Below are 7,218 nucleotides of genomic sequence, written 5' to 3' on the forward strand. Positions count from 1 at the left end.
CCGGCCTTACCCATGCTGGGAAATGTCCCAGTCGCAGGCCGCATGAAAATGGCGGCGCAAAAGGTTACTGATCTCCGGCTCAAGAAACCTGGAGACATCGAGGTACGTGCCGAGCGTCACTTCGATGCTCGCGTGTCCCAGCCGCGCCGAGATGTACTTCCACGGTTCCTGGTCGATTCCGAGGATGTATTTGCGCGTGAAGTACATCCAAATCGCGAAACTGTGCCGGAGCGAGTGGAAGGTGAACTTCGGCACCTTTACGTCCATGACTTCGCCGTTCGGCAGCGTCACGGACAGCCTGTGGACGAGGTCGGCCGCAACGCACGCGTCACGGAAGAACTTCTGAAGGCTCTGGCGCGTCAGCGGGCGTCCGGCCGCCCGTCCGGCGCCGGGGCCGTGCAGGAAGAGCTCTTTCGGCTCCACGAACGCATCGCCCTCGCGAGCGCGACGCATCTCCAGCGCCTCCTTCCGCTCCGTGGCGTCGTAGTAGCGGAGATACGCCAGCAGCAGATTGGGCAGCGCGACGTCGCGAACCTTGTTACCCTTGGTGTTGAACAGCGTAAGCGGCACGTGGCCCGTCGTGTCGCCGTTCCACGGGATCGACATCACCGCCTCACGCAGGATCAGCACCTCGGACACGCGCGGCCCCATCTGGAGCGCGACCTCGCAGGTCAGCCGGGGGCACATCGATGGCATATCCGCCGTCCAGGGATCGGATTCCAACCGCGGCTCACCCAAATGGCCGCTTATCTTCACCCACTCGTTCTCCGTGAACGCCTTCTTGCTGAAGCGCTTCACCGTCCTCGCGCCGAAGCCGTTCTGGTCGGCCGGAAAGTCCAGGTCATCATCCTTCAGGCCATCGAGAACTTCGGCCGGATCCAGATCGACGTCCACATACCCGCGCGACCTCGCGAACGCGTAGCAATCGGCGATGTACTTCGCCGTCATGTACATGTAGTCGGAGCTGAGCATGTCGCCGGTGCGCTCATTGATGCGCGACAGCATGTTGTCGGCGAACATCCGAAAGGCGGCCGGAGTCGCCGTCGCCCAACCGAGCTGGAAATACCCCAGCATATCGTCCCACTGCCGCAGCGCGTATGCGCGGTTCCTGACCTTGGAAAGGTTCCAGCGGCCGTTACGTTCGAAGCTCTTGCTGAGCCCGACGTTCCGCAGGAACGCAAATGTCGGCTCATGGACCTCCTCCGTCATGGGATCGACGAAGAACGGGAAGTGCAGCGGCAGCTTGAACCCCTTCATCATCTCCGCGGAGACGTCCTGGTAGCTGTGGCTGCCTGCAAACGGATTGAAGTGGACGAGCTCCATCGCACTCAATCCCGCGCGATCAGGTTGCGACGGCCGATGGCGGCGCTGCCGTCGGCGCCCAGATCACCCGCCGCGTCGGCTGCGATCACGTCTGTGTCCACGTTGGGCTTCGGCACGCTCGGGCTCGCCGGAGTGCGCGCTTGGTCGCCAAAACGGCACCGCAGGATCTTTATGGATTTATTCATACGAAAATAGCATCTCGATCGTATGTGGATGGATGGCGCAGCTAGTTCACGCGCACCGAGAAACAAGTCAGAGAGCTGAACAATTTCTCGTGAAAATGTACAAGACGGGTTGTACTGTCTAAACGGTAATTTTGTTTAGTTCCTGACAATAGCTCTACCCAATGCAACGCGCTCTGAAGTCCTCTGAAACTCACCGAAATCTCTTAGGTTTCTTTGAGATATTCCGAGATACGCTTCCAGGTAGCTTTGCGGAAAGTGTTTAGTTGCTTCAGCAGGTGACCAATCGCACGCTGCGACACGGCGCACGTGAGCAATTGGCCACCTCCAGCGATCACGACGCGGGCTCATTGCGCCACGCAGCCCGGATCTGGCTCCGCAACGCGTAGATGGTACGCGCGCGGGTGAAAGTGGGGAGCAGCTTCTGCCTGTGCAGACGCGCGGTCTTGGCTTCGTCGAAACCACAGAAGTCGGCGATCTCGGCGATCCCCGTGAGCAGATCTTCCCTCATGAACTATTCCTCAATGTAGAACCACATTGATCGTTAGCTAAGCCTTTGCACCTGTCAGCGCAAGTGCGTAGAGCCGCATCGGTGTCTCAAAGCAGTTCACCCAGCGTCGCGCTAAGGTTCGGCAAAGTGCGCGATGCGCTCGGCGCCATGGTCGGAATCGCTCCGCCCGTCGCCGACGAGAACAGTGAGATCACAAAGGCCCGCGCGGCGCTCTCGGAACGAATGGCGAATCTCAAGCGGCTCCACTTCCCGCCGGGCTTGAACGTGAGCAAAGCGGCGAAGGCTGAATACAAGGCTACCGCGATCGCCTCGCTGGCGCTGGCCGTTCACTTGGAGAACATGCACCTCAATCCCCGCGTGGTGATAAGGGCGTTAGCGGATAGCGAGGCCAACGTCTGGAAGTTCGCCGCCGTGGCGCTCTCGTGTGCAGGGGGTGATGAATTCGGCTATGCGCCTGCTGGCGAGTTTCTTCTTCTTTTTGCACCTAACGGCCTAGACGATCTCGGAACGAAAGCCGCACGAGCAGGCCGATACAATGTGGCTCCCTCGCCCTCGCGGCTGGTTCACACCCATTTCAAGGATTCCACTAGAATCCACGGAATCTGCATCGACAGCCGAGTGTTGGGAATGGGTCTCACCGACGGGCTTGGGTTGGTCGGCGTCGATGCCGGCATCGTATCGCAAGAGCTATGGCTGAAGAGCGGCGGAACGAGCGTGGCGCCGACGGGAACGACAGCCGGATACCGAGCGAATGCCAAGAGCCTCCTCAACGTGCTGCAGATGCATCCGCCGGGCGAAGCGTGGTCGGTCCGCGCCGTTACGGAAATCCTGGTCCTCCTCAACGCCATGGCCAGAGGTGGCGCCGACGCTGCCGCGTTCGCAAACGCTTCAATCAACGCCACGCAGCCGCTGATTGGCTTCCGAGAGGCGCTGCAGGGGTACATGGAACTTCTCGACGTTCCGGTCATACCGAATAGGTCGCAACCAGCGTCCATCGGCATGATGTACCTTCTGGATGCTCTCGGCGTCAGGCATGATAATGAAATCCAGCCTCGGCTCCTCGAAAGACTTTCCAAAGCCAGCCTATAGAGAACCACCGGTCGTAATGCAGCCGGCATGACGACTTTTCTTATCAAAAGGTCGTGTTCGCAAGTCCGTGTCGGATCGAGGCCGTCCGGCGCGCCTTCACGCATACTCTGGGATCTCGCCGCAGCCAGTGAAGACAGGCGAAACCGGCTCGTCCGAATCTTCGGACGTAAGCGGCGGCTGCAACCAAATGATTGCGAATGATGCAGGGGTGTCGATTTGCCTCGTGCCGCCGATCGTCGGGCCGAGCGAAGATTCATCTTTCGCGACGCCGCGTCCGCACCGCTACCCGCATGGATCCAACGGCCTCGTCCGCGCGACGCGATCAAGAGGGTGCTGCGGTCCGGCGGTGAAGTGCTTCCCTTCAAGAAAGTCTGCTGGGCCCGCCTGAACCCATTGAGCGGCAGTTCATGGCCCCCTAGCCAATCGTCACGTCCTCCGACCAACCGAAACGAGCGCCGTATTCCATCATGCCATTCTTCGCGCTGCGTACCAGTCGGCCATCCAGAGCGAGAGCAAGCCTGCTGGCGCGGGAGAACGATTGTGCCGACGACGATCTCGGAACAGGAAACGCGATCACGTCAGGCGAGGCGATCGCGAGCGTCAGCTCCCCATCCCACTCGCAGGACAGATGGATCAAAGCTCGCGCTGGCTGGACCTGACTGGCGATGGTCCGGATCAACTCCATGACCAACGCGGACATGGCTCTTGCAAGCCGGGCTTCGGCATTCACGGCGCGGACGCTTGCGAACATCTCCGAGATCTGCGGCGTTCGACATACCATCCTGGTCGCCACAGCGGTGATACAGTCGCCGAGATCCACCTCTCCGTGCTGCGGCGCCCTCACAAGACGCCGGATGGAAGCGACATATGCCTGTGCATCGCGGGGGTCCGCTGAATGGCAGAGCGGCGGTGCGGCGAGCACCGCCGCTATGGCGGCGCGCAAGGCCGTCTGGTCCACGTTGGGAGCATACACGGTAGACAAAGGATCCTCCATTCAGCACCACCAATATACTACTTATAAGTTTCTTTGTTCCCGGCGGGACCGACGCGGCGCTGGCCCGATCGAAGGGTGAATCGATCGTTGAGCTGAACCGCCTTCGCGGACAATGACGCCGTTTGGGGGTGTGTGACGAAGGGGCGACTGCACCGTTTGCCGTCACCGCGGTCTGAAGGAGCTGGTCACCCGGTGGACGCCACGTCGGAAGCTCGCTTCGAACGGCGCGCTCATAGGCCTCATCTTAGTCGACTTCGCCGGTTGGTCCCAGACGCTTTCCGTCATGGCGGATCGTTCGAGGGATCTACCACCCCGACGACCTCGTCCTCCGGCAGGCCGGGCGGCGCCGCAGGGGGCGTCTAATCTTGATCTTGGCGTACTGATGCAGCCATCCTAAAAGCCGGTCATGGACCAACCCGACGACAACCCGGGCGACGACGTGCTACTGCTGGCCGTAGGCGCCAAGATCAGGCAGTTTCGCCTCGATGCGGGCATGACGCAGCAGCAGTTCGCCAAGGCAGCGGGCATGAGCGTCCAATACGCCCAGAGAGTGGATGCAGGGCAGCAGAACCTTTCGCTTCGATCCCTCTCCCGGGTCGCGATCGCTTTAAGGACGACGATGTCCGCGCTGCTCGAAGGCGTCGCAGCGGATCCCGGTTCGCTTGGTACGCGGAGCTGGATCAGACGCGGCGAGGATTCAGGAAGCTGAATCCGCAGCCGCCGAGATCGCGAGTCACGCTTGAAAGGAAGTGGCGCCAGGGGCGATCCGCCGGAAACCAGATGTCGAGCAGTCGGGAATACCGCTCCGACGCGCTCCTTCGGCGCGTTCGCGACGAAGTCATGCGCGATGATCAAGATACACCGCGCGACTTCGCCCGCCGCCCATTTCCGATTGGGGCGATCGGGTGGCAAGACCGGACCCTGTTAACGCAGTTTTGGCGATAGCGTCGTAGTCGAGGCTGTCGATCACATTCAGCCGACACCGAGAAAAAGAAGAGCGTCAAGACTGCTCCGCATCGGCGCCGCCCTCGCAAATCTGCGCGGCAAGTCTCATCAGATCCTGGATCGTGAAGCCTGGATCCATGCCCACGAGGAAGACAGGCGCGAAATCGTCGATGAGCATCTGAGAAGGCTGCAGCATGCGCTTCACGAAAACATGCGCCGACTTGAGGTCATCAGGGCTCGGCTCCCTACGGACGACCGCACCGCACAGTTGCTCAATGCAGCAGCGATCTTCGCGGTCGGCTTCCTCATGCGGCCGCTCGGCGCGTGGCTGATGGGCATGTATGCCGATCGGCATGGGCGTAAGGCCGGCCTCACGCTCTCGGTGATGTTGATGGGCGGCGGCTCGTTGCTGATCGCGGTAACGCCGGGCTATGCGACGATCGGCGCGGGCGCACCGCTGCTGCTGCTGCTCGCCCGATTGCTGCAGGGGCTGTCGGTCGGTGGCGAATATGGCGCCAGCGCGACATACCTTTCCGAGATGGCGCAGCGCGACTATCGCGGCTTCTTCTCCAGTTTCCAGTACGTCACCTTGATCGCGGGGCAGTTGATCGCGCTGTGCGTGCTGCTCGCACTTCAGACCGTGCTGCCGGACGTCGCGCTGGAGCGCTGGGGCTGGCGCGTCCCGTTCGCGATTGGCGGCGCGTTGGCAATCAGCGTGTTCTATCTGCGTCGTGGGCTGCTCGAAACGCAGGACTTCATGGCAGTCGCGGCAGACGCCACCGTACCGCGCTCCAGCGGGATGCAATTGCTGCGGCATCATCCAAAGCAGGTGCTGACGGTGATGGCACTGACGGCTGGCGGTACGCTCGCGTTCTATGCCTACTCGACATACATGCAGAAGTTCCTCGTGAACTCGGTCGGCTTCGCACGTGATACCGCGACCGGCATCATGGCGGCAGCGTTATTCATCTACATGTTGCTGCAACCCGTCGCGGGATGGTTGTCGGACCGCATCGGCCGAAAGCCGCTGCTGATCGGCTTCGGCGTTGCAGGCATGACGTTTACCGTACCGATCTTCACCCAGCTGGAGACTGTATCGAGTTCATTCGAGGCGTTCCTATTAGTGCTCGGCGCGCTGGTGATCGTCACCGGCTACACCGCGATCAACGCGGTGGTAAAGGCCGAATTATTTCCCGCCAACGTTCGTACCCTCGGCGTCGCCCTGCCGTACGCGCTCGCCAACACGATCTTCGGCGGCACTGCGGAATATGTCGCGCTGGCGTTCAAGCAGTCGGGGATCGAACGCGGTTTCTACTGGTACGTCTCGGGCATGATCGCAGTTTCGCTGGTTGTCTATTTGCGAATGAGTGAGACGAGCGAGGCAGCGGTTGATCGACAACTTAGAAAGCGTGCAACAGCCGCGATGTTGGTTACTGATACGGACGATGCAGTCCCGCGGAAATATTCCTAATTTGAGGCGGGCAGACCCATTCCCGGACGCTCAGCGGGCCGCAAAGATTTCCTGGTAACGGACATTCGTTCAGCTGCTGCATGACAACGGAAGGCGGCCGCGAGCGAGCTTTCGACTCTCAGGACTGGGCTGCGAATTGCGGCTGTTCGAAGCGAATAGCAATTTGTCCGCAGCTGTCGGCAAGGCGGTTGATCGTTGCGCGGTAGCATGACAGCATGTTCGCTCTTCGGGGTCGCTCTCTGCGCAATGGATAGATCATCGTCATGGCAGATGTTACGATCACGACCGACCTCAAGCTCGATGATACGACTATACGCGCCTTGTGTGGCTTGTTCGGTTGCACTGAACGGGAAGTCGGCGCAAAGCTCAGGCCTTACGTAAAGGCCGCGGCTCACGAATACATCGACATGTTCACCGGTGCTGCGCCGATTACCACTGCTACTGACGCACGCGAACGCCGCTTAGTCGCGGTCATTCGCCATGGCCTCGGCGTGATCCCCAGTCCGGCAGAGCTTGGTCGACTATTCAAGATGACCACGACTAGAGCGGTTTCTTTTCAGTCTGGGTCATAGCCGCAGGAGCCGAAGTAGTTGGCGCATTCCTGTGGCTGGAAGAGGTCGACCAGGTTGCCGATGAGGGACTACAGCCCGGACACTGTTCGCTCGCCAGCCTTGCGGAGCATGGCCTTGAGGCGGGCGAACGC

The 7,218-nt window shown here is 60.8% G+C and carries 8 protein-coding genes and 1 pseudogene; 4 read left to right on the forward strand and 5 right to left on the reverse strand.

The genetic code is table 11. From position 1 onward, the window contains the following. Positions 1-6: 6 nt before the first annotated feature. Positions 7-1,323, reverse strand: a complete 1,317-nt coding sequence (locus L8F97_RS05000) for a tyrosine-type recombinase/integrase (protein WP_242147033.1) — start codon at positions 1,321-1,323, stop codon at positions 7-9. A 516-nt stretch (positions 1,324-1,839) separates the two neighbouring features. Next, positions 1,840-2,016, reverse strand: coding sequence for a hypothetical protein (locus tag L8F97_RS05005; protein ID WP_242147035.1), 177 nt, complete (start codon positions 2,014-2,016; stop codon positions 1,840-1,842). Between the two features lie 126 nt (positions 2,017-2,142). On the opposite strand from L8F97_RS05005, the gene L8F97_RS05010 reads away from it, so the two are divergent. Further along, the gene (locus tag L8F97_RS05010; protein WP_242147038.1) at positions 2,143-3,105 is read left to right on the forward strand and encodes a hypothetical protein; all 963 of its coding nucleotides are present in this window, start codon (positions 2,143-2,145) and stop codon (positions 3,103-3,105) included. Positions 3,106-3,520: 415 nt separating this feature from the next. Here L8F97_RS05010 and L8F97_RS05015 read toward each other — a convergent pair whose 3' ends face one another. After that, the gene (locus tag L8F97_RS05015) at positions 3,521-4,087 is read right to left on the reverse strand and encodes a hypothetical protein (protein WP_242147040.1); all 567 of its coding nucleotides are present in this window, start codon (positions 4,085-4,087) and stop codon (positions 3,521-3,523) included. Positions 4,088-4,505: 418 nt separating this feature from the next. Here L8F97_RS05015 and L8F97_RS05020 point away from each other — a divergent pair, with 418 nt between their 5' ends. Further along, a complete protein-coding gene (locus tag L8F97_RS05020; RefSeq protein WP_242147042.1) occupies positions 4,506-4,808 on the forward strand; it encodes a helix-turn-helix domain-containing protein in 303 nt (100 codons plus the stop codon). 291 nt (positions 4,809-5,099) lie between these two features. Here the strand turns inward: L8F97_RS05020 and L8F97_RS05025 are convergent, their stop codons facing one another. Beyond that, positions 5,100-5,249 carry a hypothetical protein gene (locus tag L8F97_RS05025; protein WP_242147044.1) on the reverse strand — a complete coding sequence of 50 codons (150 nt, stop codon included), beginning with the start codon at positions 5,247-5,249 and terminating at the stop codon, positions 5,100-5,102. A 6-nt stretch (positions 5,250-5,255) separates the two neighbouring features. On the opposite strand from L8F97_RS05025, the gene L8F97_RS05030 reads away from it, so the two are divergent. Next, on the forward strand, positions 5,256-6,515 hold the full coding sequence (locus L8F97_RS05030) for an MFS transporter (RefSeq protein ID WP_242147046.1): 1,260 nt from the start codon (positions 5,256-5,258) through the stop codon (positions 6,513-6,515). Between the two features lie 263 nt (positions 6,516-6,778). Further along, complete coding sequence (locus L8F97_RS05035) at positions 6,779-7,087, forward strand: hypothetical protein (RefSeq protein WP_242147188.1); 309 nt, start codon at positions 6,779-6,781, stop codon at positions 7,085-7,087. Here the strand turns inward: L8F97_RS05035 and L8F97_RS05040 are convergent. After that, positions 7,072-7,218 (reverse strand): annotated as a pseudogene (locus tag L8F97_RS05040) (IS630 family transposase); the annotation flags it as partial. The gene L8F97_RS05035 and the pseudogene L8F97_RS05040 overlap by 16 nt on opposite strands.

This window comes from Sphingomonas sp. BAUL-RG-20F-R05-02, from assembly GCF_022662305.1.
Classification (GTDB): domain Bacteria; phylum Pseudomonadota; class Alphaproteobacteria; order Sphingomonadales; family Sphingomonadaceae; genus Sphingomonas.

What these genes read in the sequence shown, in the direction of transcription:
- L8F97_RS05000 (WP_242147033.1), bottom strand. Translation starts at nt 1,323, where the DNA reads ATGGAGCTCGTCCACTTCAATCCGTTTGCAGGCAGCCACAGCTACCAG.
- L8F97_RS05005 (WP_242147035.1), bottom strand. Translation starts at nt 2,016, where the DNA reads ATGAGGGAAGATCTGCTCACGGGGATCGCCGAGATCGCCGACTTCTGT.
- L8F97_RS05020 (WP_242147042.1), top strand. Translation starts at nt 4,506, where the DNA reads ATGGACCAACCCGACGACAACCCGGGCGACGACGTGCTACTGCTGGCC.
- L8F97_RS05030 (WP_242147046.1), top strand. Translation starts at nt 5,256, where the DNA reads ATGCGCCGACTTGAGGTCATCAGGGCTCGGCTCCCTACGGACGACCGC.
- L8F97_RS05035 (WP_242147188.1), top strand. Translation starts at nt 6,779, where the DNA reads ATGGCAGATGTTACGATCACGACCGACCTCAAGCTCGATGATACGACT.